General features: G+C 48.7%; 17 protein-coding genes and 3 pseudogenes. 12 read left to right on the plus strand and 8 right to left on the minus strand.

What is annotated here, in order from left to right:
- Positions 1-302: 302 nt before the first annotated feature.
- From Pla110_RS12055 to Pla110_RS23180, 3 genes and pseudogenes are all read right to left on the minus strand, one after another.
- A complete protein-coding gene (locus tag Pla110_RS12055; protein ID WP_144996005.1) occupies positions 303-1,676 on the minus strand; it encodes an HlyD family secretion protein in 1,374 nt (457 codons plus the stop codon).
- 11 nt (positions 1,677-1,687) lie between these two features.
- Positions 1,688-2,059, minus strand: a complete 372-nt coding sequence (locus Pla110_RS12060) for a DUF3302 domain-containing protein (protein WP_144996006.1) — start codon at positions 2,057-2,059, stop codon at positions 1,688-1,690.
- 383 nt (positions 2,060-2,442) lie between these two features.
- Positions 2,443-3,001, minus strand: a pseudogene (locus Pla110_RS23180) (HAD-IC family P-type ATPase); the annotation flags it as partial.
- A 29-nt stretch (positions 3,002-3,030) separates the two neighbouring features.
- Between Pla110_RS23180 and Pla110_RS23185 the strand changes: the two are divergent.
- The 4 genes and pseudogenes from Pla110_RS23185 (at position 3,031) to Pla110_RS22875 (ending at position 5,132) form a co-directional block, all read left to right on the plus strand.
- Positions 3,031-3,162 carry a hypothetical protein gene (locus Pla110_RS23185; RefSeq protein ID WP_144999694.1) on the plus strand — a complete coding sequence of 44 codons (132 nt, stop codon included), beginning with the start codon at positions 3,031-3,033 and terminating at the stop codon, positions 3,160-3,162.
- Positions 3,110-3,723 (plus strand): annotated as a pseudogene (locus tag Pla110_RS22870) (DUF1553 domain-containing protein). The gene Pla110_RS23185 and the pseudogene Pla110_RS22870 overlap by 53 nt, the downstream one beginning before the upstream one ends.
- A 6-nt stretch (positions 3,724-3,729) precedes the next feature.
- Positions 3,730-4,035 (plus strand): DUF1501 domain-containing protein, encoded by a 306-nt coding sequence (locus tag Pla110_RS22980; protein WP_197440162.1) that lies wholly within the window; start codon positions 3,730-3,732, stop codon positions 4,033-4,035.
- A gap of 68 nt (positions 4,036-4,103) precedes the next feature.
- Positions 4,104-5,132: pseudogene (locus tag Pla110_RS22875) on the plus strand (DUF1501 domain-containing protein).
- A gap of 157 nt (positions 5,133-5,289) precedes the next feature.
- Here the strand turns inward: Pla110_RS22875 and Pla110_RS12090 are convergent.
- The 4 genes from Pla110_RS12090 to Pla110_RS12105 all read right to left on the minus strand — a co-directional run bounded on the left by Pla110_RS12090 (position 5,290) and on the right by Pla110_RS12105 (position 12,715).
- Positions 5,290-6,831, minus strand: a complete 1,542-nt coding sequence (locus Pla110_RS12090) for a sulfatase (RefSeq protein ID WP_144996009.1) — start codon at positions 6,829-6,831, stop codon at positions 5,290-5,292.
- A gap of 91 nt (positions 6,832-6,922) precedes the next feature.
- Entirely contained in the window at positions 6,923-8,320 is a 1,398-nt protein-coding gene (locus Pla110_RS12095; protein ID WP_144996010.1) for a sulfatase family protein, read from the minus strand.
- A gap of 150 nt (positions 8,321-8,470) precedes the next feature.
- Complete coding sequence (locus tag Pla110_RS12100; protein ID WP_144996011.1) at positions 8,471-10,645, minus strand: hypothetical protein; 2,175 nt, start codon at positions 10,643-10,645, stop codon at positions 8,471-8,473.
- Positions 10,646-10,909: 264 nt separating this feature from the next.
- A complete protein-coding gene (locus tag Pla110_RS12105; protein WP_144996012.1) occupies positions 10,910-12,715 on the minus strand; it encodes a DUF3352 domain-containing protein in 1,806 nt (601 codons plus the stop codon).
- Positions 12,716-13,119: 404 nt separating this feature from the next.
- Between Pla110_RS12105 and Pla110_RS12110 the strand changes: the two genes are divergently transcribed.
- The 8 genes from Pla110_RS12110 to Pla110_RS12145 all read left to right on the plus strand — a co-directional run bounded on the left by Pla110_RS12110 (position 13,120) and on the right by Pla110_RS12145 (position 21,978).
- The gene (locus Pla110_RS12110; protein WP_144996013.1) at positions 13,120-13,953 is read left to right on the plus strand and encodes a DUF1275 domain-containing protein; all 834 of its coding nucleotides are present in this window, start codon (positions 13,120-13,122) and stop codon (positions 13,951-13,953) included.
- A gap of 105 nt (positions 13,954-14,058) precedes the next feature.
- Entirely contained in the window at positions 14,059-15,054 is a 996-nt protein-coding gene (locus Pla110_RS12115) for an AAA family ATPase (RefSeq protein ID WP_144996014.1), read from the plus strand.
- 11 nt (positions 15,055-15,065) lie between these two features.
- On the plus strand, positions 15,066-15,977 hold the full coding sequence (locus Pla110_RS12120) for a DUF58 domain-containing protein (RefSeq protein WP_144996015.1): 912 nt from the start codon (positions 15,066-15,068) through the stop codon (positions 15,975-15,977).
- Complete coding sequence (locus tag Pla110_RS12125) at positions 15,974-16,978, plus strand: DUF4381 family protein (protein ID WP_144996016.1); 1,005 nt, start codon at positions 15,974-15,976, stop codon at positions 16,976-16,978. The genes Pla110_RS12120 and Pla110_RS12125 overlap by 4 nt, the downstream gene beginning before the upstream one ends.
- Positions 16,975-18,006, plus strand: coding sequence for a vWA domain-containing protein (locus tag Pla110_RS12130; RefSeq protein WP_144996017.1), 1,032 nt, complete (start codon positions 16,975-16,977; stop codon positions 18,004-18,006). The genes Pla110_RS12125 and Pla110_RS12130 overlap by 4 nt, the downstream gene beginning before the upstream one ends.
- A gap of 6 nt (positions 18,007-18,012) precedes the next feature.
- Positions 18,013-19,827: a vWA domain-containing protein gene (locus tag Pla110_RS12135; RefSeq protein ID WP_144996018.1), complete on the plus strand. Its 1,815-nt coding sequence runs from the start codon at positions 18,013-18,015 to the stop codon at positions 19,825-19,827.
- A gap of 116 nt (positions 19,828-19,943) precedes the next feature.
- Positions 19,944-20,459 (plus strand): hypothetical protein, encoded by a 516-nt coding sequence (locus tag Pla110_RS12140; protein WP_144996019.1) that lies wholly within the window; start codon positions 19,944-19,946, stop codon positions 20,457-20,459.
- Positions 20,460-20,892: 433 nt separating this feature from the next.
- A complete protein-coding gene (locus Pla110_RS12145) occupies positions 20,893-21,978 on the plus strand; it encodes a hypothetical protein (RefSeq protein ID WP_144996020.1) in 1,086 nt (361 codons plus the stop codon).
- Between the two features lie 351 nt (positions 21,979-22,329).
- On the opposite strand, the gene Pla110_RS12150 is transcribed toward Pla110_RS12145, so the two are convergent.
- The gene (locus Pla110_RS12150; protein ID WP_144996021.1) at positions 22,330-24,720 is read right to left on the minus strand and encodes a hypothetical protein; all 2,391 of its coding nucleotides are present in this window, start codon (positions 24,718-24,720) and stop codon (positions 22,330-22,332) included.
- Positions 24,721-24,919: the final 199 nt, after the last annotated feature.

Here is a 24,919-nt window from a genome sequence, read left to right on the forward strand (position 1 = left end):
CAAGAAGTCATCGCGATTCCATTGCAACCGTGTTCCCAATGCACAAGGTATGCAAACGATCTACAAGTAGAATGGATTTTCTACCTACAGCTCGTGCCAACCTAGAATTCCCAATACAACAAGAATAGGGATAACGCAACCCATGGGGATTGTATCGGTTAGCACGCTCAGCCCGAATGAGATAAACCTTGCAGAAAGGCTGCAATCACTCGATTAAATTAGAAAAGCTTGGAGCTCTGGAATCAGGTCCAAAACGACAGTTCACCCCAATTCTGGAGCAGCACTGCCAAAAAGGGCTTAAACTAACTTGGAATGATGTACAAAAGCCACTTCTTCATTCGAATTGTAACCTTTGAGATGATGTGAACAGGCTTGCCATAATCGGTATAAATAGCAACCGTGCCGCCAACTCCCAGCGGGAATTCGGGCTTCTCCTGATCCTCATCCAAAAGAATTTTCACAGCCAGATACCCTTGGGAACCGACTTGGGAGGCAAGGGGGATTGATTTGCTTGGGTCGTATTGCCCCTCGCCAGTAGCCGGAATGATCATGTCCACCTTTCCCTTGAAGAGTCGTCCGGGATAGGGATTCAGAACTAACTCGACTTCATTGCCGGGCTGGACATTCATTAAAGAATTCTGATGAAATGATGCCGCGATGAAAGTCTCTTCCGTGTTGATGAATGTCCCGGCAGCTGCCAAAGGCATTGGCACCAGCATGGTGCCCTCCTGGACAGTCCAATTGACGACATAACCATCTGCTGGCGCAAACATTTTGCATTGTTCCAAGTTGAATCGAGCGTTACTGACCTGCGACTCGGCGACTTGAATATTACTTGTGGCCATTTTCGTAGCGAACAGTGCCTGACTTTCTGTGGCATGAGCCTGTTGCAAGGCGGCTTGAGCTGCACCGAGTCGAGCTTCCGCTTGTTGCTGTGCAGATTGAGACTGAACAAGACTTGCCTCAGCCTGCTGGAGTGTGGCCTGTGCCTCATTGACAGCACTTTCCGCCGCCTCAAGGGCCGCGTCCGCTGCCTCGCGACTTTGAATGGTCTGAGTAACACGAAGCGAACTGATCGCACCTGCGTCCGTATTCTGAAGTTTAACAGCAATTTGCTCTTCCGTTTTCGCCAATTCATCCGCAGCCTTGGCTTTGACGACACCTGCCTGGGAACTGGCGACCGCTGCTTTGGCTCTGGTGATGCCTGCCAAGGCACTGGAAACCACCGCTTTAGATTGGCTGATCGCTGCATTGGCCTGTTGGATTTTAGCCTCGGCACTCGCCACACCGGACTTGGCAACAACGACACCAGATTTAGCTTGATTAAGCCCTTCTTCCGAAACGTGAAGTTGAGCAACCGCTTGGTCAAGGGCGTACTGATACGGCGCTGGATTAATCTCAAGAAGCAAGTCGCCCTTCTTCATCGGTACGTTCGCCTGAGCATGCACCTTAGTGACTTGTCCCTTCACATAGGGCACGAGTTGAACGACGTATTGAGTCGTGACAGCGCGAGGAGTAACTGGTGCGCACAGAGTCCAGGCAACGGCTGGTCCACCGATAACGAAAAGGCCAGCCACCACCACTATCGCAATCGGATATGGTTTTGGTTTCAGCAACTTCAACTTGAAGAGCAAAGTCACCACAGCCACATAAATGATCAGCATGAAAGCAATCACAGCTTCATATCCTACTTAGTCTGGAGTTTTTTGATGGTGGCTTCCAAGGCATCAACTTGAGTCTGCATTTTTTCAAGTTGTCCTTGAGAGTCTTGAGTGGGGACCGAGTGAGGTATCACTTCAGTCGGCGTTCCGCTTGATGATGCGGGAAATGGTTTTAGAAATGCCCAGATTAAGGAGAACGGCCACAACAGGCCGAACGTAGCAACACCAAGCCAACCCGCGATAATGATCGCAGCTGCCTGTGGATGATTTCGTTTTTTTGCGATCTGTCCCGGTAGCTGCCCCAATGTGACCACTATGACCACAACCGTAGTCAGCAAAACTCCGATGACGACAAAGGCGAATATATCAAAGACGTCGATTGTACTTCTCCCAGCGATAAATACACTACGCTCGGGTGGTGCTAATGCTTAGACCCTCCCCGGCCTACACAATATAAGTTAGAAACATAGTATTTGCGAGCAATGATTGTTTTGCTTTGTGAATAGTTCATTTTTTGGTTCGCAGAAGATGCATAAATAGATCGTCACTCCAGACCCATTTCTGAATCCACTCGTAGAAGGGAACACTTCAGAAGAAAGTCAGGTAAGTGCCATCTAATCACTGAACAGTCTGTGACTGTGATTGTTTAAGAGACTGTTACACCAGGTCACTTATTCTTCCGGCATGATTTGCTTAGTTTTTTCGCGATGATTTGTCGCTTTATTTGAAATGTAGGTTCTCAATAAGAGGGGATAGGTGCCAGGAGAACCCAAAGCACAGATCATTTGGACAAATCGACCAGTCTTAATCGTAATGCATTCCCGATCACAGAGACGCTGCTGAAGCTCATCGCTGCGGCGGCAATCATGGGGCTGAGGAGGATACCGAAGAAGGGGTATAACAATCCCGCTGCGATCGGAATGCCAAGCGTGTTGTAAATGAACGCGAAGAAGAGGTTCTGGCGAATGTTGCGCATGGTCTTCCGGCTAAGCAATACCGCTGCGGCGACGCCCCGCAAGTTCCCACCTACCAATGTCACACCTGCTGAGTCGATGGCTACACCAGTGCCTGTTCCCATGGCGATGCCCACATTTGCTTCTGCAAACGCAGGAGCATCGTTGATACCATCGCCCGCCATGGCGACTTTTTTTCCCGTCTGCCTGTTGCTGCTTCACAAACTGATGTTTCTCTTCTGGTGAAACATTTGCGTGAAATTCGTCGATGCCCAGTTTCTGTGCGACTGCTTTTGCCGTAGCCTCCGCATCGCCTGTGAGCATCACCACTTTCAAACCCAGGAAATGCAATGCTTCCAGAGCATCGGGAGTACTCACCTTGACCGGAGCTACTCGACTGGTTAGCGACGCGATTTATAGAATGCGGCTATTCGGTAAAAACGATACACCGACTGACCCTAAGCTCTGCGGCGTATCGACGATCTTCTGGGTTCAATGGTTCCGCATATAAAAAAAGATCCCGAAGCCCGTCTCCTCTGGAGATTTAATCGACGACGTTTAAGCGCCGAGGAAATTCGGGATGCCATGCTGGCGGTGAGTGGTAATCTGGATTCCAGCATGGGGGGCGAGCACCCATTCCCGAAAGTCGAGACTTGGGGATTCACCCAGCATAATCCTTATTACGGCGTCTATCCAACGAATCGCCGCAGTGTCTATTAATGCAGCAACGACTGAAACGACATCCGTTTCTAGGCCTGTTTGATGGTTCCAATACGAACGCGAGCACTGCTCACCGAGAACTGACAACAGTTCCAACTCAGGCTCTCTATCTGATGAACAACAAGTTCGTCCACGAACAGGCTACGGGACTCAGAAAACGCCTGTTTGACATGGCAATAAATGAGGAGCAGCGAATACCAATCGCATTTGAGCTGGTTCTTTCCAGAAGTCTCTCTCTCGACGAGCAAAACGAGACGAGTCTGTTTCTCAATAATTATCGAGACGTAGCCAGAGAAACTGGGACTAACGACGCTGAATTAGAAAATATCGCCTGGGAAGCCTACCTGAGGACATTATTGACTCGTAACGAATTTCTTTTTGTAGACTGAACATCGATGAACAGTCTGAACGAACGACGTCATTTTCTAAAGCAGGCTAGCGGCCGGTTGGGATCAATTGCGCTTGCCGCCATACTTGCTGATGAAACACAGGCTGCGACAGGAACACAGTCCACGGATCCTCTGGCAGCCATAGCACCACCTTTGGTTCCGAAGGCGAAGCGTGTAACTTTTTTGTATATGACTGGTGGCGTTTCGCATGTCGATTCATTCGATCCCAAACCGCAGTTGTTTGAGAATCATGGCAAGAATATCACTGTAGATAACTGGCAGGGTAAGACTGGAGAATTTTCCGCTACTTGAAATAGCCCAACTGGAAATTTCAACCGGGAGGTGAGAGCGGCATCGAAGTCAGTGATCTTTTTCCCCACATGCACAGTGTCGTCGATGACCTCGCCATTATCCGCTCGATGGAAACGGATCCTACCAATCACTACGAAAGCACTCTGGGAATGCATTGCGGCTCTTGGACCTTTGCTCACCCCAGTATCGGCTCGTGGATCAGCTATGGTCTAGGTACTGTCAATCGAAACCTGTCCTCATTTGTGGTCGTCGCACCTCAGGCTCCCTATGCAGGCACTCAAACCTGGAGAAGCGATTTCCTGCCAGGTTCACATCAGGGAACACATTTCATTCCTGGGAATAATCCAGTTCCTAATGTTGAACCGCGAATGAATTCCAGACTACAGAAATAGGAACTCAACCTACTGAAACATGCAAACGAACGGCACTCGTCCGATCGTCCTGCGGATGCCGCACTTGAAGCTCGGATTCGTTCGTATGAGACCGCCTTTGGAATGCAAACCGAAGCTCCCGGTGCTCTGAATCTCTCAGAGGAGACGGAATCAACCTTGCAGGCGTATGGCTTAGTGCCGGGACAGAAAACTGGCTTTGGTTGGCAATGCCTGGTCGCACGTCGATTGGCAGAACGGGGTGTCCGATTTATCGAACTTATCGACGTCGGATCTTCAAACAACTGGGACGCCCATGGTGACATGGCAACCCACGCCCCACTTGCTAAGAATGTTGATCAACCTATTGCCGCGTTGATCTCCGATCTCAAGCAGCGGGGAATGTTCGAAGACACGCTTGTTGTGTGGACAACTGAATTCGGTCGCACTCCGTAGCATGAAACGGCGAACCACCCCGGAAGAGAACATCATCATCATGTGTTCTCATCCTGGATGGCGGGAGGCGGCTCGAAAGCGGGAATCGTCCATGGTTCCAGCGATGAGGTCGGCATGGCTGTCGGTGAGGACCGAGTACACGTTCACGACTTTCATGCCACTATCCTGCATCTCCTTGGCCTCAATCACGAGGAACTTACATTCCGCCACGCAGGTCGAGACTACCGCCTGACCGATGTTCACGGACACGAGGTCGAGAACGTGATCGCTTAAGCAAGAACTTAAGAGCCGAACTGAAGTAACTGTAATCCAAAAGGGTTACATGGGGACTCTCCATGCATTCCTGAGTGATCGATCCGACATTGAGCCAGTGGTGCTTGCATCCATAATCCGAACATGATTGCCTACTTGGAAAGATGGCAATCATGAATCAGTTTTCGATTCGCTCATCGGCATCTAATAGGCGAGTTCCTTCAAAAGGCCCCCAAATCATTCGCTTTTGGTATTCTTTCGCCTCTTTGTAAATCGCTTCGTCGAATTTAAGATTCACTTTCGGTATTCTTGCTCCGACTTTAGTAAAGTACTGCATCATTGCAGTATGCAGCGATTTGTGCTCAGCAGGATAGTCGGCAGCAATATTTTTCACTTCTCCCTCATCGACGGATAAATCAAACATCATCGTAATATTCGGCTGTTCGTAGAAATGCAGAATCTTCCGGTTTCCGGCAACGATAGCCGAGTGGGGCATGGTGGTGCGGTAATGAGGGTAGTGAAAGTAGAGGGGACGATTCAAGAAATCATTGCCCGGTTCTTCTCCACTCATATATGACTTAAGACTGACTCCATCAATCTCTTTCAAACTCGTCGGATCGCCGCCGGCCCAGTCGACGAAGGTGGGTAAGAAATCATACCCAACCACATTACCGGCGAAGGAAGTTCCCCCTTTGATTCCTGGTCCCTTAACAATCATAGGCACGCGAATGCCCCCTTGCCATAACCACCATTTATGTCCGTGCAGAGGTTGGTTGAGCCCTGGATAAAAGCTGTGACGATAGCCATTGTCGGAAACGAGGATCACATAGGTATTGTCTTCAATCCCCAGCTCTTTGATGCGATGGAGAACGGCACCAATTCGACCGTCTAAATCTTCTCCCATCCCCAGCCAGACTGCCGGATCATGTTTATACGGGACCTTCCGACGCTTCTTTTTGAACTCACTATAGAAGTTTTGCACTACCGGATGATTTGCGTATTTCTTTCGAGTTTCTGGAAGGCATTCTCGGCCTTCGTGCATCGCATAATGCGATATTTGCAGATAAAAAGGTGTCTTCGCTTCAACCTGGTTCTCCATAAACTTGATTGCCCGTCGGGTGATGCTGAACATCAATTTGGGATCATTTATGTTCTCTGGATGAATGTGTTTCGCCTGAATGGTGTTACCATCCTTGTTGTCCGTGTCGCCGTCGTGGACAGTATAACCTTCGTCCGCTGGACTACCCCGCATGTGCCATTTTCCAATGTGAGCACTGGCATAGCCAAAAGGTTCGAGAGCCTCGGGAATCGTAATCGTCTCCGGGTCAATCGTCTGATCCGACGCACAGGGCACGACAGGAAACTCAGCATACTGGCTGCTCAGGTCGTAGACCTCGTCTTTCGACGCGTTCATATAAACAGTAAATCCGTTTCGAGCTGACGACTGTCCCGTCTGCAGACAAACCCGAGAAGGAGAACATTGTGGCGCACCCGCATAGGCATTACGAAAAACCATACCTTCATTTGCCAACTTTTCAACGTTTGGCATTTCCAGAACAGGCATCGAGGAATTTGGAGCAGATTCATCCATGCGAACAGGCGATCCGTTCCAACCCCAGTCGTCGAGGAACAGCATCACAATATTCGGTGGCTCAGCTTGTGCTTTCGCGATCAGACAAAGCAACGTAAGGACAACTGTCTTAAAAGAATGGCTCGTCATAATCAGAATATCCTGGTAGCCGTTAGAGCGTTTGGTGGACACAGCTTGATCATCAAGAAACAGTGACGGTACGAATTAAACCGAACAGGCTCTAGTCTTCGCGTTTTCCTTCGCCGGTTTTCTCATATCGAGTTGGTAATTCGGCAACCCACTCTTCTAATTGGGCCGTCATTTGCTTCACCACTTCCGGATGCTGGGCCGCGATATTCCTGCTCTCAGAAGCATCTTCTAAGAGGTTGTATAACTCCACTGGCGTTTTCTTATTTCGTCCAGAGTGGTGTAACTTCCAGTCTCCATCTCGCATTGCTGAAGATGAACCCACCGCGCTCGTCTTCCAGTAAAGCGGCTTAACGCGTTTACGGTCCTCACCAAACCAAACCATCGAGATGTCTTCCCCGTCAAGCTGCTGAGGAAGGTCTTGCACTCCAGCGATGGCTGCGAGTGTGGGCAACCAGTCGATAAAGGATGTTATATTTTCGGTATCGATCCGGCCCGCTTTAACGTGCCCGGGCCAACGTACAATAAAAGGCACTCGTGTTCCGCCCTCGAACTGGGTATGTTTTCCACCTCGAAATTCACCGGCATAACCGAGCATATTCTTGGAATATTTCCGGACCTTCTTTTTATTGTGCAACACCGGTGCTGGACCATGGTCGCTGGAGAAAACGACGATCGTATTTTCCCGCAATCCGAGTTCCTCAATTGTCTTGAGAATTCGGTCCACATTGAGATCGATCTGGTAGACATCGCCGAGGTACTGTCGCATAGATTGATTTAAGTCCATGTTGATCTGAAAGCTTTCATCGAACTTGTGTTGCATCGTCGCCGAAAACTTCTGACGATTGACATTCAGATCGCTGAATTCAGAAGCGAGCCCCTCAGCCGTATCAACAGGAAAGTGAGTCGCATGCCCCCAGATATTCACATAGAACGGGCTCTCTTTATTGGTCTTGATGAATTCGATCGCGGCTGTGGTTAAGTCGTCGTCACGACCGGCTGTCTCAGAACGACTCTTCCCGATCACATCAACCATGTCGAGACCGTACGTACCGGCCTCTGATTTGGGGCCGATATGCCATTTTCCGAAGTGCCCTGTTGCATAACCTTGAGCCTTCAACATCTCGGTAATGGTGGTTCGCTCTCCGAACCCGAAATCAGCCGTATACTTTGAAAAGCGTGCTGGGAAAAGGCCTGTCATCAACCCAGTTCGGCTGGGATTGCACGTCACCCCGGTCACGTAGTGCTGCGTAAAGCGAGTACCCTCTCTAGCCAGTTGGTCAATAGCTGGAGTCCTTGCATGAGGATGACCATAACATCCCAGGTCAGCATATCCTAGATCATCGGCTAAGATGAACACAATGTTTGGCGGCGTGTCTGCAAACGCGAAAGAGCCAGACCAAAGAAACGGTACTATTGCCGTAAAGAAATGCAGCAGATTCTTGATTTGATGCGGCACGAATCCATCAGATGGGCAGGTGGTTTTTGTCATGGTTTCCTGGGTCCTGAAGAGTACTCAAAAGAGATCGGTGTATTCTACATACAAAGATCCCTCAAAAACCATCACTCCTCAGACATGCAACATGTAGAAATCAGATAGATTTTGTATCGACTGAAATCTTCAGACGACGATCATGTGATCCTATTCGTCAATATACCCATGATATCGTCCCATATAATAGGCGAGTAGATAGTGGAAACCGGGGCGGAGAGTCGCTCCCTTACTGTTTCCTGTCAGTTTCCAGGGATCCCAGTCCCAGTAGATCTCGTGACGCTCATCGATGGGGAATAGGTACCCACTATTATCAGTACCAATGGTGGCACTTTCACGGGACTGCCCCTCCAATGGCCTCATGTCGATTCGATGTGCATTTGACATTGGCCACTCGACTAAATCGAGCGGATATCGCTTCAAACTATCAATCGCATCTGTATAACATTCAACCGGGGGAGAAAGATCGATTTCTCCCCAGTTATCCTTGCGCGTCTTGCCATCGCAACAGGCAGCATAGATGAAGTTGGTGAATGCGTTTCGTTCATACTTTTCGTAAGTCCAGTGGCGACTGATCGCAAACTGATACATACTGAGCAGTTGGGGGTCCGTTTCATATCTGAGCAGATGGTAATAATTCATAAACATCATATTGTCGCCCGGCTGATGCCCCTGAGAATAAGCACCGCGATTCCATTTGTACTGACTCATTCCATTCATTCCATACCCATGGTCAATCGCCAGCTTGAGGTATTCAGTACGGTATTTAGGGTCTTCCGTAATATGATGAGCGGCAGAAAGGTATCCCAGAATACAGTAAGAGTTAATACCTCGTTCTGCCTTCCAGGCAGGATTTTGATTTAAATCTTCGGGAGCAAAATGTCCCCAGCGGGTAGGCGTGCCATCGTAATCGACCATGGCATAATTGTGTTCGATAACATGATCTATAATATTCCGCACGACTTGACGTACCTGTTCCTTCTGCTGCTCCGTTTCGCAGACGAGATCGTAATAGACTGAATACCCAAAGAAGTGTCCATCAAGCTCATCAGAACTGGAATCACACTTCCAATACCATTGACCTGTCTTGTCGATCGGCATCCGAGGCTGCATGACTTTCCAGAGCTTGTCCCGTTCGTTACGACGGAGATCGTATTCCAGATCATATCGAACGACATTTGGATCGGGTTCGGATATTGGAATGACATTGCGAGCGACAAACCCTTTCGGAGCCGCATGGTCACCCCCTTGAGTCACTTCACTTAGAAAAGACAATGCGCGAAACGCTTTATGTGCGTACTCTTTGAGTTTGGGGTCCTCCGTAACGGCATAGCCATAACTGACAGCCGCAAGATACAGTCCGGTGTTAAAACCATCGTTGTCTGAGTAAGTTGGTTTCGCCGTGCTCTTATCGCCCGGGCTAGACAGTCGAGCGGGATTCACGTAACCATATTTCGTGCGACGATTGTATTTTTCTATTTCCTGTTCATAAAACGTAGCCTTATCCGTCAAAGTCATCGGTTTAGCAGTGATGCAGGAAACCCCTTCGTCCGTAGCGATCCAGGCCTTGCCTTGGGCATCGATAGCGATGTCATGTACATGATTGGCGAGCAACCAGCGACCGCCCTGCCGAAAATGCCAATGTCCCCCGTCATACTGTATCGCTCCATTCGTCGTGCCAAACCACACACCTGATGACCCTGTAGACATGCATGTGAAGTCGTTAAAAGGCAGACCATCGGCCCCCGTGAATAACTGCCACGTGCCATCTTCATGTCGACACCCAACGCCTTGCGGTGCCGCAAACCAAAGTCGCCCTTCGGGATCGTAAGCCACGGCCCTCACATCCACGGGCGCCCACCGGACATTTCCTTCTTGGGGCAGGACGAGCGACCAATGAGTCCCGTCTCCAATAATCAAGCCTTCCGCTGCGGCGACAACAATTTCCTTACCATTCTCCGCTACATCTCGAACTGAGTTCTGAGACTCAACCATCGAAGAGAGTGAGCGATACCATGGAAGTGCCGTGAAAAGAGATTCATCAATAGACGCGTTGGCGATCGACTTCCATTCTTCTCCTTCGAGCTGGTAGAGCCCTCCGGATTCTGCTCTGGCGTATAGCTGGTCTTTTTTTCCTGTATGGAGTTGCGTAATCGCCTGGTCTGGCAGTCCGTCCGCTTCGTCATAAGGGATATGATACTGCTGAGTGAATTCTCCCACCTGTACTGGCGTCTTCGCTTCCAGGTGCCAACTTCCACTCGTAAGAAAGCATATGAATACACCGCAATAGTAGCCCAGCGTCTGAAAGAATCTGTTTGTATTCACGATTGGAAGAGTCTCTTATCTAAAAAGGTTTTATCAGTGTTCCTCATCCTCTAAAGAATAGAACACTGACAAGACCTGCGTAAACCCGTTCAATAAGAAGAACGGCTCCTACCAGGAATACATTTCCATTAATAATCTTTCGTGAATAAGAATAGCGTCCTTTCAGCCGAACAAGTTATCCGTACCTTCAGGTTAGAGACGTATCAGGATTAATTCACTCTCAGGCTTACGTTTATACAACCTCTGATGAATAAAACCGGACGCTTATTGTTCACGAGGTGGTAAAGCGAAGTTGACGATCCGGAATCCATCTTCCTCGGGGACGACAAAACTTCCGGTCGTCTGAAGATATTTACTCATTGCGGGGAATGGTGGCAATTCTTCGAAGTCAAAGTTGAACGCCCCCAGAACCCCTGGCATCGGACCTGCCTTAAGCAGTCCCGATCGAAGTTGATTATACAACCCTTCGAGACGACCATCCTGCCTTTGATAATTGATGACCGACGTCTCCTCAGGAAACTGGGCTGCGATTTGCTGGTACTCCGGCGAGTCGGCGAGAGATCGCATATTGCTGCGTTCCGGACTGAACGTCGCGGCGAGATAGTCGGCGTTCGGAGAAAACAGGAGAGCGTCCTCCGTTACCGCGATAGCAAAGTCCAAGGGGGGCATGTTTTCAAAACCTGGCACTGATTGACCAAAGTCCATTCCGAGCCTGACAACTTCCGCTGTTCCTATTTTCTCGATCGTGGTTTCTCTGGAGTGGGCGATTTCTCTTACCAGCTGTCGAACCAGAGTTGAATCACTCATACCAAACCCAAAGATTGCATTCTGGCGAAGTAATTCGTTTGCTGCTTGAGGGACTTCGGCAGCAACATGCAGGGGACCATCAATTGCAGCGGCCAGTTCGGCCAGATTGGTTTTTCCATCCAAGATGGGGAGCGAACCGAGTGCTTTATCAAATGCTCCCTCACCTCGCTGTTGATCAACCGTTTCCCGTAGAGTTTGGAACAGTCGATCGACTCTCCAATTCATCTGAGAATACAGGGAGACGTCTTCCTTAACCCACGAGGGAGGTATTTGTTTCGTTGCTGGAAGGGATAATGCTTTCATGGCCCCTTTTAAGGGAGTCTGCATATATCCATAAGTGGTCGAAACCGAATCAAGACCAGCCTCGCCGAGATAGATTGTCCCGCCTATTCCTCGAACCTGATTGATACCGATCGCTTCGATCATGGATTTAAGTTCAACAGGTGCCTCGCGTCCGGGCAGGTTTGCGGAGATCCATGTTGACACCAGAGTTTCAGGGTCAACATACCAACTGAGCCCAGAGCTAGTAGTACCCGGATTGATTCGCGACATCACATGCTGGTAGTCCTCATTCGCTGACAGTCGATCATTGCTTTCATTCGATTCTCTGCGATGTGTCTCGGCCAGTGCCTGAAGACTGTCACTGAAGATCACCTTTTTTCCTGAGGCGAAATAAGCGAGATTGGAAACTGCTTGTGGACTTGAACGTTTCCATGATTTTAATTGAGTCGATTCAACTTCTACGGTGATCTCGGTCGCCTTCTCTGCAGTCAATCCCTGCTCCAACTGATTGATCCATCTCTCTGCCGCAACATTGTCAGTGAAATCCCCTACGGCAACGACGGACATGTCACCTTCGCTCGTATACACCAAGCCGATTGATAATTCTCCATCAACCTGTTGAATCAGCTGTAAGACATCGACACCTAGTCCTTTTTTCAGACTGTCGAGTTGACGAACCACGCCAGCAAAAAATTTGCTGAGGCCTGGATCGTTGATCTGTGCCCCGAAGGAAGAGTTGATCCAGGATTCTCTGAACGCCGAAACGTTTCCAAACCTGATGAGCCCGAGCGCGTCGGCAGGAAAATAATGATCGGCTGGGTGAACGGAATCGGTAGCGACTCCCTTTTCTTCAGTGGGGCCCACGGGAGATTGATCATTTTCCGCAGCAAAAACAAGGTCAGTCAGGCAGAACATCGCCAATAATAACACTATACCGATTGCGGCATTGCTCGAATGTAAGTGACTCAGTTTGGCTTTCATATTATTTCCATTCTCTATTACCGTCTTTTAATAGCCGGCGGATTATTCAGCACTTTATGCATTTGCGATTTTCGTCCAGACAGTCTCTGATCGATCACGCCAGAAACCTCTTTGGATGAGAACATTTGATTTTCAAATACAGAATCTCATTCAACGGATCGCTGAATTCAGCGTATGATGGTTTCAGCTATTTATTTTACGAACCATTTTTCTAACGTGTTGGAGAATCCTGAGGGTGGTTCCATCGCACTTGCCAGATATTTCGTAGAAAACAAATGCGAGTCTGGATTTCCATAGCGAGCTTTTAATTTGTAAGAGCACTCATACCTATGTCAAAACATTTAACTTTCCGGCGAATAATGGGTCACTTAGCAACTTATTCTTTGATCGCGATACTCGGCTTGATGCCTCTAGGACTGGGATTTATTTCCGGTTCTACTGATGGCGTTCTGCTAGCGCAAGAATCGAATTCTGCCAATTCAGAGCCTCGCCCGACAGTGAGCCCATTACATAAGTTATTGCGAATCAATCCAGAGACTGGACAGTTCGAAAAAGAAAGTGGCAAACCTCAGAATAGCGTGACCCGGGCCGAGCGACCTACTGGGTCTGGCGGCAAGTCCTCCAATCTACCCGCAGGAAATGATCCGACAGCCACTGATCCGACATCTCAGGATGCGGTCGAAGAGCTCGTCAACAGAATAAACAACCTGAATTCAGGTGAGGGAACATCCATCGAAGAGCTGGCAGGGATGATTAGCAGAGAGTACTCAGGCAAAGAGCTCGTTGCCGGTTATCAAACCGCCGGTTGGTTGATGATGGGGTTCTTTCTGATTTATCCCTTAGCAATTATTCTTGCAGAAGTCGTCGCTTTCTACTGGCAGCTCCGAAATGAAGAGTCTGGCCAATTGGAACGTCGATACTTACGAAAGCGGCTCTGGCGGCGATTCATGCTCGCCCTGGTGATCGCGGCATTTATCGTTGCATGTGCCCTCAGCATTATCATGGTCCATTGGTGGACCGATCCAATTCGAGTTGTTGCGCTGATGTTGACGACGACCGTTCTGGCTGCACTCTGGGCGATGCTTACGGCAACCACTAAGCAGCTGGACCGAAATCACACGCTCAACTTGATTAGAGACGTCCGTCACAATCAACTCGAATTACGTAAACAGGTCATGGAACTTCATGAATCAATTCAACTTCTTTCCAAACAAGAGACTGTAGAGAGTTCTTCCTGACCTTGGAATGTCGGGAGGTTATTATTCCTTACACCCATATAACTGCCTCTACTGAAGGCAGTTCCTCCTTTAGTTCAATGATTTTTAAGTTCAGTGACTATCAATATGAATGCATCTTCGAATGGGATTGAAAAGATCGACACTGCTCACATCAGGCAATCACTCGACCTGATTCTAAACCGCATTGGGAATACGGTCGTCGGTCAGCATCGCCTATTGCGAGGCATGTTGATAGGACTGTTATGTCGCGGACATGTTCTGATTGAAGGTGTCCCTGGACTGGCGAAAACCACGGCTGTTTCCAGCCTTGCAGGGGCTTTGGGGACCGAGTTTCGACGCCTCCAATTTACTCCGGATCTATTACCCGCCGACATCATCGGAAGCGAGATTTATCGACCACAGAACCATCAGTTTGAGGTGCAGACAGGCCCTATCTTCGCCAATCTGATTCTCGTGGATGAAATTAATCGGGCTCCCGCCAAAGTGCAAAGCGCCTTGCTTGAAGCGATGCAGGAACGGCAGGTGACGATCGGAGGAAACACGCTGCAGCTACCAGACCCATTTATGGTGCTTGCCACGCAGAACCCTATCGACCAACAGGGAACTTATTCACTTCCCGAAGCACAGATGGACCGGTTTCTGATGAAGCTGGTGGTGCAGTATCCTTCTCGGGAGGAAGAACAGGAGATTTTGAGTCGTTCATTGGATCTGTCGCAGGATCAGGAAAAGCTGCCCCCAGTGATCTCCAATGAGGAAATTCGTCTGGCGAGTATGTCGCTTCAATCGATCCAGGTATCGCAAGCACTTCGAAATTACGTTATCGATTTGGTTACCGCGACTCGTGAGCCAGAACGATTTGATTCCGGATTAACCAACCTGATCCGGTATGGAGTGTCTCCCAGGGGAACGATCGCGTTAACGCATGCCGCCCGTGCAGAGGCATTTCTCTCCGGTCGAGAATACGTGATCCCCGAAGACGTCCGGGCTGTTCTGGAAGATGTCTTTCGACATCGAATCGCCCTCTCGTACGAGGCGCTCGGCGAAGAATTAACGGTTGATATAGTCCTGGCCAATATTATTGATCGGGTTCCCGTCCCGTAGGAGGAGAAGGAATGATGTCCGCGCAATCATCTCAGCCCGACTCCTCAGCTCACCTACATCAGCATCGGTTGCTCCGCGATATTCATCGTTTGAAAATACGCTGCGATTCGCTGATCGATCAAGACTTTGCCGGCATTTATGATTCGGCATTGAAAGGGAGCGGAATTGAATTTGAAGAGACCAGACCCTATCAGCCAGGTGATGATGTTCGTGCAATGGACTGGCGAGTGACAGCAAGGACGGGAATCCCCCATATACGACAGTTCCGTGAAGAACGACATCTTACGATTCACATCGTGGTCGATTGCAGCAAGTCAATGCAACGCACAGGACGATCCTCTTACGTGGTCGCCCAAGAGTTTTCCGCACTCATAACCATGTTAGCAGTAACGGAAGGAGACCGGGTTGGTCTGACCATGTTCTCCAGTGAGGTAAACAGCACCCTCCCCCCTGAAGGAGGGCTATCGCATGCGATGCGGATCCTGCATGAACTCATTCATGCCCAGTCTTTGGACGGCGAAACGGACATCGATTCCGCGCTCCAACAGGTTTGTCGTACTCAACGGCGGCGAAGTGTCCTGTTTTTGATATCCGACTTTTTAGTGACGGACTTGCAGCGATCACTTTCGATTGCTTCCGCACAGCACCAGATTATCCCTGTCTACATATCTGACAATGCGGATTACGAGTTACCCCCTTCAGGATTACTCCCTACAAGAGATCGTGAAACGGGTGAAGTCCGTTGGATTGACGCATTCAGTAAAGCGCAACGTGCAGCCTATTATGAAAGTGAGCAAATTGCCCAGCGTCGCTGGGACTCTCTGTTCCAACGTTTGAAGTCGCCTCCAATAAAATTGAATACCGAATCAGATGTCGCTCGTGAATTGAGAAAATATTTCTCACGAAAGGATCGGGCATCATGACCTGCTGCAAATTGGCGATTGCAATCATGTACTGCCTAATGATTCTCAGTTCAGCAGTGAGCGGATCTGAAGAAAAGTTCATATTCACCGTTACAGCCAGTCAGCACGAGGTGAAAATTGCTGAGCCAGTACGACTCGCATTCACCGCCCACATTCCAACGGGTTGGGAACTAGCTCCTCCCTTGCTTCCAGAGGACTTCGGCGATCTTCACCTCATTAACTCAACCGAATCGACAAGCCACTTGGCAGAACAGACAATCTGGACACAACAACTAATTCTAGAAGGTTATGCTGGCGGAGAGCATCGAGTCCCCGCAATCACTCTCTTGTTGTATTCCCTTCCACTGAATGGTGAACCTCAACCTGGGCAACCTACCAGTGCTCAGCGAGTTCGCCAGCTAACTTCCAATCCATTATTGATCCAAGTCCGTAGTTCGCGTTCCTCTTTCCTTGGGGGAAACAAACTACGTCCGATTTACAATCAGGTTTCACTCCCTTGGACATGGCGAAGGACATTGGGAACGATTCTTGTCCTCATCTGCATCGCCCTGTCGATTTGGCTTGTCCGTAAGTTCGTCGAATCTCTGCAAAAACGAGCGACATCTCATCGTCGACTTCAGAACGACCTTGCACAGTTGAACGACGATTGGCTTAGAAACAAAATTACTAATTCCGCCACGTTAGTCGAATTGGTCGTTCTTTTAAAACAATGGCTTTACACTCGCGACCCCGGACTTCAGGTTGAACGGACGACAACTGAGTGGAAACATCATTTACAAACGCAGCCCGATAACTCGTTGAATATCGAATCTGTAGCGACCACAATATTTGCTCTCGCGGATCGAATGAATTATGTCGGTATCCCACCTTCAACCAGCGACCTCCACTCATGCTTCCAAGAGACACGAAGACTATTTGCTGAAGCAGGTGATGAGATATCTGATGTCTCGACGGTCAAGACATTCACAAGTATTCCTCGTGAATCCGGATCGGGACCATGATATTGAACGTCCAACATATCTGGATATTACTACTAATCCCAGTAGTTCTGGGGGTGTTGTGGTTTCGGAGCAAGCATGCGGCCTCGCTGAATATCACCTGGCGCGTCCACCTGTTGCAAAAGACATGGAGACTCCGGCTCCGGCGCATTCTTCCCTGGCTCCGTATGACAAGTTTGATACTGATAGTAATAGCTGCTGCGGGGCCGTTTCATTGGCGGGACTTCGGTTCGATTCCAGTAGAGGGAGTAGCCATCGAACTCGTCGTTGATCGTTCAGGAAGCATGCTGGAGGACGACTACTACCATGATGGTGAAAGAGTCACGCGTCTTGAAGCCGTTAGTACGGCGGCGGCTCAGTTCGTTTTCGGCGACAGCGAGAATGGTGTAGGCCGATCAGACTCAATTGGACTTGTTACCTTTGCCGCACTCGCCGAAATTGCCTGCCCGTTGACGCTCGACCACGAAGCAGTCGTCGCCGAACTAGAACGCACAGAGCCAGCCGCAGATTATCGCGAAGATGGAACCGCCATCGGCGACAGTTGGACATTGGCTATTTCGGAGTTGAGACGAATCGACGAGATTTCTCCTTACCCAGTGAGTAAAACGATAATCCTGTTGACAGACGGCCAACAAAACTCCGGACGACTTTCACCGGAGCGAGCGGCAGCGTTTGCCCGCCATTTTGGGATTAAAACTTATGTCATCGGATTAGAACCTCAGTCAATTCAAGCCGAAGTTGCAAGAAAACGGATCGAAGAAGAACGAAATCGACTGGAAGATCTTGCTCGATCTACAGGGGGGCAGTTCTTCCACGTAACACAGTTATCGTCACTTGAAGAGGCCTACCGAGATATCTACGAACAGGAACGAACACTTGTCGGTGAGAGAGTAATACGAATTAAGAGTCATTTCGCCGTATCCAATTTCTCAGTGGGACAATTCGATATTCCTCCGCTGATTCTGCTGTTGCTTATTTTTCTCTTCATGGAAATCAGTCTGCGTTGGACTCTACTCAGAGAAATTATTTAAACGCTTATGATTCAATTACCGTCTATCAATTCCTATTACATTGAACATCCCGAGCGATTGCTTGGAATGGCTCTGCTTGCTGCGCTGGTCCTGATTGGTATGGCAAGAATGGTCTGGTGGCGTCGGTGGATCAATCACCGTTGGTATAAAGCGTCCAATCTTTTCATTTCGCGGTCAAGTGGTCGTCGTCAGCTCCTGATCATTAGCTGTCAGGGATTAGGAGTATTGTTGGTTGCTGCGGCCTACCTTGATGTTCGGTTGAGCACAGGACTTAATCAGGTAATACAAACCAATGGTCAAACGGTCTTCCTGCTGGACCGCTCTCGATCAATGGAGGGGGAGGATCTCGGAAGCTCACGAACGGAGGCCGCCACATACCTGATCGAGAATCTATTGGACTCTTCGGCGGGGTCGCCTGTTGCCTTAGTTGGGTTTGCCGGGAATGCTCGCGTTGAGACCCCATTAACTCGTGATTATGAATCCGTCTTGAACCACCTCCATACAACTTCTGATTCCCAATTGATCGAAGGCAGTCTGATATCCGAAGCAGTTCGTTTGGCTGTAGATTGTTTCGCCGCAAGATTCGCTGGCCCCAAAAGACTGATCGTGCTCACAGATGGAGAATTTGGCCCCCATGAATCTGTAGTGCCACCTCGACTTCCTACGGACACGGACGTAATTATTCTCGGGTTGGGTAACATGAAGGAGGGGGCTCGAATTCCAGTAATAGAAGGAGACCGAACAGGATACCTCAAACATGCCGATCAGGTGGTCTGGACCAGAATGAATCCACAGAGATTACAATCACTAGCAGACAGCATGGGAGGTGAGTTTCTGCCTATCCGTACCGAAATAGCATTAGACAATGCAATCGAAACAATTAGTAAGAGGTTTGACACAAAAGAGTCGCTCCAAAAGATACCTCATTCCTTGCCTGTGTACACGCCACTCCTGTTGGTGGTTCTATTCCTTCTTCTGTTGGAAAACCTTCTACCGCTCTCTCTTTTTAAGAACACGAATGAATCAGATCGTATCGTCAAAAATAATAAGGTATTTACTTTGCTAATCCTATTCTCGGCGCTGGTGAGCATCGGTGCCGATCAAGTCTTTAATGAGGAAGCAGATTCCTATTCTCAGTATGAATTGTCTAAGCTGTTCAACAAAGGAGTTGCTGCCTATCAGAGAGAAGAATGGGACTCGTCGTCCGAACTTTTTACCACGGTTCAGTCACATGCAAAAGGACAATTACGAACGCAAGCAGCGTACAACCTGGCGAACACTTTATATCAGCAAGTGATACAAAGTGGTTTATCGCGACAGACATCTTTGTCAAAGTTGTCTCAGGCTATCGAAATATACCGAGAGAACATCCATCGGAATGTGCGAATAGAGGACTCACGCCTTAACCTGGAACTTGCCTACGAACTAAAAAAGCAGATCGAGAACCAAGCGTCTAATTCACCCTCGAGTCAAAGGAATAACGAAAAGCCTCCCACCCCAGCTCGAGACGATCAGTCAAATGATGATCCAAATCGAGATAATCAAACGGATTCCAGAGACAACAATTCGCCTTACACCAATTCATCTCAGTCAAAGAAACCAGATTCGGGGAGTAGTCATCGCGATTCTCAGAATCAATCGCTAAGAGGCTCTAATCAAGGCCGCCCGCTCCCTAATCAGACTTCATCAGGAAATAGCCCCGCTCCCCTCACTAACGAAGAAGCCGAACGGGAGTTGGAAACGGCCCGTCAAAATGCCACACATCGGATTGGTTCATCCACTGCAGTGCCATCTCAACAGCCTCCTCTGTTCCCCTGGTAGTTGCCAGCGGCTCTGCATCAGTCATTTTACGCATCTCCCACTGGACCTGACAGAAATATCCCCGAATAATTGAGTGTTCTATTTTGTGAATATTAAATGCTCAAAAGGAGTTATCCATGAACATACTTAAAATGTCGCTTTCCCTTTTGGTCGTCACTTCTCTTTCGGCTGGTTTAGCCCGTGCGGATTGGGTGGAATTGACGAACCTCGATGTCATCTCTGGGAGCGTTGTTGACCTGAATAAAACCGAAGTCCTGATACATAGTGACAACTTCGGTGAAATGAAAATTCCACGCGAGAAAGTGAGCCTCATTGGTTTGGGAGACCGTCCGCAACCGTCGGCTGTCCCCTCGGTATCGCAAGCTCTCCCTGAATCTGTTCAACCTAACGGAGGCAATGCTGAGGTCGACCGTCTTTACAACGAGGTATTACGTGGTGGGGACATTCAGAATATGCGAAAGAATATTGAGCAATCGCGTGAGGGCTTAAAGGATCTGCAGAAAGATCTCGACGAACCGTCCGCCCAGGCATTGGATAGTTACATCAAGATGCTCGATTTCTTCGGTACAATAGCGCCTGACGCACAACCCGAATCATCAAAGCCAACACCAAAGAACACTCCCAATGAGTAAACAGTCATGAAATGAGGAGCGAGCCCTTAGACAGTCTCGTGACACCGTTGTTAATTAAGCGACATTAGCATATTCGTCGTCATTTTCTCCTCGTTTTAGTTGGAGACGAGAACCGATCTGATAACTTATATTGAGATTCAGATTTCAGATAAACGGCATCAGAGAACGGTTGATTAACTTACTGATTACCCGTCTTTTTGAAAACAGTCAGAGCGACCAGACTTCAAGATCAAGCAGCTGTTTCAGCAATCATGCTGGTTGATGCAGACCATGCAAACACATGCCCTCGGGGCTATCTTTAATCCGATTGAGGATTCTTGAATCTGTTTTCCTAAGGTATACCGCAGTCCGTTTTCCTCCTCTTGTTTTATATTTAAACTATTGGACTGACATCATTTTGGTGTTAGTCCTTTTTTTGTTGACGAGAATCACGATGGTTAAATTCCTTCAGGCTATCCTGCTCACCCTGGTGTTAGGGTTTACGTTATTTGCTGGATCCCATTCCGCTGAAGCACAGTTGAGTTTTGACCCGGCCGATTATCGTGGACGAATAACTCTGTCCGAAAAGAAGACTCCTTATTACCGAACCAATCCGTTGAATAAACCGAATCCGAAGATTGAGCGGTTGATCATTGTCATTCATGGAACCAATCGAAACGCGGACAAGTATTTTTCCAGTATGGTCAATGTCGTTGCGGAGGCGCGGGAACTATCGCGAACGGCGGTCATCACTCCTCAATTTCAAACAGAAGAGGATTCACCGCAGGCGGACGAATATTACTGGTCGAGTGGGGGATGGAAGCAAGGCCACTATTCGAAACCAAAGAAAGAGTTTCCGCGTATCTCATCCTTCGGGGTAGTCGCAACACTCATCCAGCAGTGTGAACAGGAATCGGGACCGTTCCCGAATTTGAAATCTGTGATACTGATTGGCCATTCCGCAGGAGGTCAGTTCCTCAATCGGTTTGCGGCCAGGTTTCCGCAGAATACGAATGATTTCGTATCGGAACAGATTATTGTGCTGAACCCGAGTTCGTATCTCTACCTTGATAATCGACGTAAGGACAGCAAAGGAGTCTTTAGAAGCTGGGATGAATCTCCAGAACCGTATAATGAGTATAAATACGGACTCGACAAGCGAAACGGAACAATGTCCGTGCTGACTGTGGAAAAGACCAAGAATATTATGTCGGCGAATCTGATTCATTATCTGACAGGCACAGAAGACGTCGAACAAGACGAGTTTTTGGAGCAATCTCTACCCGCAAAAATCCAAGGTCTAAATCGGTACGATAGATGGTACACCTATCGGGAATACGTGGCTCTATTTCCCGACTGGAAAGCGAATGCAACTTTTCAATCCGTTCCCAATGTCGGCCACTCATCCGCTCAGATGTTTGCATCGAGACAGGTCATACAAATTCTTTTTAGAAAGTCGAACCGCCCTATAGCCACGCCTGTATCGCCTGATCTTGCACTTAAAGCCCGGTCACTGGACTCATTTTATCAATCGAAGTGAACGCCGGCTGATGTCGTAGTGAGTAAGTTGCTCTCGTGAGTATTACTATTCTGATTCAAGTAGAACCAAAGACTTACATTTTTCCAGTTCGACAAGTTCTCTCACCGGTAGGAGAATGAATCAGGGCACTTTACTCGACTCTCTTGTGAAGGCTTCCCGAATTCACAGCCGGTGGCTTGCTAAATGTGCTGTGCTGATTGCTATACACTGCGACAGCGTGAAGTCATCCTCGCATGAAGGGCGTTTATCAATGGGTACGACAGCATCAGACGTAGTCCAATTTCCTTTCCGAAAGACGCCCCAAATAAGAAGGTCGCGTCGGTGGAGGTTGGAGGAGAAGAAGGGGCCGGATTACTCGTCCGATTCGCCGGGCGGATTGATCAGCTTGACCGTTAAGTCCGTGATTTCCGTTTCAAAGATTCCTTCGTAACTGTGCGCCTTAAACGCGAAACCAGATGGAGCCGCGGTATAGGCCTGTGACTGCCATTGCTCTCCCGATTCCACCATCAGCAGACACCCCCCTTTCAACTTTAAAATCTGGAACCGCATCGATTTGGAAGGATCGATTGGAGTAGATTTCAAAAAGGAGTCGTTTCGCTGGAGGTAGACTTCATTGCGTTTCGTGCTGTAAAACAGGCTGACCTCATCCTGAGGCGCACGACAGTTCGCAATGACTTTAAAAACTCCCTGCCCCTTGAACTTCAATGTGCCACTAATAACGGCATTCTCAAATCCGAATGGGCAAAGAAGTATTTTATTATCCCCCTCCTTCATGCGGATGCGAAGGATATCGCCTTCCGCTGAGGCAATATCGGACATACGGGCGAAGGATTGTATAAATATCTCAGGCGTGATTTTGATCTCTTTTTCTTTTTGAAGCTTACGCCCCAGATCGATGCCGGCCTGAATTCTTAGATAATCCTCCATTACTTCCGGATCGGATTTGTCCCAGTTGTCCGTAATTTCTTGAGCCCGGTCTAAATCTCCCTGACTCATAGTGGTTTGCAACTCGCACCATTGCTGCGTCTCTCCGCTGGCCGTTTGAGACAACGCTAAATCGTGATAATAATAAGTAATACCTTCCGAAGGCCACACATCGTAGTTGTAGCCATTCTTCTTGAGATCGATAAGAACGGGAGAGACCTCTTCAAAGTGTTCTCCATAAGCCCCGTACAAGGCGTATTGATTACGAATAAAGTCTTTTCGGCTGTCGTTGATTTTAACCGTTTTCTGGGACGCTTCATAATAAGTTCGTATCACCTCCCAAACTAGTTCGTCCTTGAAAAAGGGATGGGATATTCCATTGATGATGGCTGGGTCCGCCAAGTCTTCAAGCATCTTAATGGACAGCTGCGGAATTCCGAGATCCCATTCATCTGATTCAGCACACTGCAGAGCGAACTCCAAAGAATTCTTCATTTCGCCGCCCCAACGGGGCTGCATCGCCCGGAAGTAGTCCAGCCACGCCGAGCGACATCGAGGACGCAATTCGATCACACTATTAAAATGCTGTCTCGCAATTTCCTGCTCTCCCATTTCCGTTCCGTATTCGATCCCTGTTAAATGAGATTGCCACCCGTCCGGATTGAAACGCAACGCTTTTTCCATCAATTCATAAGATTGTTCGTTCCGTTCACTGAATATCTGCATCGCTTCCGGCGAAGTCTCCGACACGAAACCGGTTCCGCGTACATACCACCCCAGTTTGCGAACCGCTCGGGACAACACATGCATTTCAGGATAGGTATCCGCTACTAGAAACCACTCATCGATGAAATGATCCACCACTTCCGTCTCACAGGCAGCAAAAAGATAGGTCGAGAGGGAGCGAAGATAATCAACATCCGATTTGAGTTCTTTCGCCCGCTTAATGACGCGCATCAGTCGGACAGGTTCGATGGCACGGAAGGAATAGGCGGTCAACGAGGTGATCAGGTCGAGGTCAAGTTCATCCTTATGCTCCAGAAGAATTTCGGTCACCTTCTGCTTTTCACCGCTCTGGCTGAAAGTAAGTATCCAACCAGCCAGGCATAAAGGGTTCTCGCTGAACAATTTCACCTGATTTTCCTCTGATAAGCTTGCCCTCGCCAGAGTGTCCAGTCGCTCGACCGCGACGCGATTTTTCAGCTGCGGGACTTGAAGATAAGACCGCTCTTCCTCTGTTAATTGTGCGTCCTGATCTTTAAACATCTCCGATGCGATTCGGTTCGCCAGCATCGGATATTCTGCCTCAGTGAGAGTTCCCCGGTAGATCTCTTCCTGTTCCAGTTCGCCCGCGAATGCACGATTGATCGTCAATTCATAGCTATCATCGGTGCTGGTCAGAATCGGGAAGTAATAGACGTCCGCATCTAATGAATCGGCATAAAGTTCGATCTCATCGTCACTGATTTCAAACCCCTTCTTATATTCTCCGCCGCCGCGGAAAACTGTGTTGTACCAGAAAGAGCTTGAATGCGAGAGACGACGAGGACAGAACTCGTACAGGAAATTAGCATGCGTTGAAATACCCAGGCCATTCTCACCGATCTGGCCAGTCGCGTCTACCAGCGGGAAGACCGCCGCAGAGGGAAGCAGTTCTGATTCCGGCTCGCTGAACGCCTTGTCGATCATTTCGATCCATTCCTCAGTCGTCAATTCCCGTAACTGTGCCGAGAGCGACGAAGATGACAGCATGATTCCAACGAATAAACAGACTCGCACCGTCATGCGATGCCAGGCGGATGAGGGAATGCAGGACATGTAAACTCCACAGTGAGGTCTGCGGCTTCCCGAGAATTAACGTTAGAAGCCTGAGATGGATTCATTCAGTTTCGATCGCGACAGCTCTCGATAGCCTTTCCCCGAGCCCTAAAAAGGAAGCATCGAGTTAAGTCCAGTTTGCAATCTGGATACTCGCGTATTATCAACTGATGCTAGTTAGTATACCGACGTGAAATCA

Origin of the sequence: Polystyrenella longa, assembly GCF_007750395.1 — a bacterium.
Taxonomy (GTDB): domain Bacteria; phylum Planctomycetota; class Planctomycetia; order Planctomycetales; family Planctomycetaceae; genus Polystyrenella; species Polystyrenella longa.